Genomic DNA, 1,141 nt, shown 5'->3' with positions numbered 1-1,141 from the left:
TGCAAAATGCAGGCGCATCGGTTATTGCTGCAGCCGATCCATGTTTAATGCCAAAAGCCGCGAAAAACGAAGTTGAGATTGCGGGCATGAAAGCCTGTCATATCCGCGACGGTGTAGCGATGAGCAAATTCCTTTGCTGGCTAGATGCCGAAGTGGCTGCTGGCAATCTTCATGATGAAGCTACACTGGCTGATCGCCTAGAAGCATTCCGTAAAGAAGACCCAACGCTGATGGATCTGAGCTTTGATACCATTTCTGCGGCAGGCGGCAATGCTGCTATGTGTCACTACAATCATGAGAACCAACCTGAACCAGGTAAGCTAGAGTTGAACACACTTTACCTTGTTGATTCAGGCGGTCAGTACCTAGATGGCACAACCGACATTACACGCACCATCGCGATTGGTCAGCCATCAGCAGAAATGATCAAGCAGTTCACTCTCGCGCTGAAAGGTCATATCGGTGTGGCACGTGCCCGCTTCCCGAAAGGTACTCGTGGTTACCAAATCGATACATTGGCTCGCCAACATCTCTGGGCGGAAGGTTATGACTACGACCACGGTACTGGCCACGGTGTAGGTCACTTCCTAAGTGTGCATGAAGGTCCGGCAAGCATCTCTAAGAAACAAATTGATGTGCCGCTAACTGAAGGCATGGTGCTATCAAATGAGCCTGGTTACTACCGTGCAGATGCGTTCGGTATCCGTATCGAAAACCTAGAGCTCGTAGTTGAAACACCGACTAACGGTGACTTCCCTGTTCTATCATTCGAATCATTGACGCGCTGTCCAATCGATAAACGTAATATCAATGTCGATATGCTGACTCGTCCAGAACTTGCTTGGTTGAACGACTACCATCAAAAAGTATGGGAACAAATCAGCCCGCTTGTTGAAGGCGAAGTAAAAGAATGGCTACGCGAAGCAACTCTGCCGTTGGCTCACTCTTAAACAAAAGTGCGAACATCTATTAAAGATAAAATAGAAAAGGCTCTCCAGTTGGAGAGCCTTTTTTAGGGCTAAATTCGTAAATCGCATTCCATAAATCACATCCATGAAACTCAAAGCTAAGCGTTCATTCAATCACAATGTTTCACGTGAAACATGCCAATGGCACAGTAAACGCCTCGGTTAACCGGAGT

1 protein-coding gene is annotated in these 1,141 nt (G+C 47.3%); it reads left to right on the top strand.

Annotated features, from left to right (window positions below):
• On the top strand, positions 1-950 hold a 950-nt coding region (locus R7O12_RS26185; protein WP_318126981.1), incomplete at its 5' end, for a M24B family metallopeptidase.
• Positions 951-1,141: the final 191 nt, after the last annotated feature.

The organism is Vibrio sp. Vb1574 (assembly GCF_033338675.1).
Note: the sequence above shows the minus strand (reverse complement) of the source record. Positions and strands in the feature narration are given on the sequence as shown.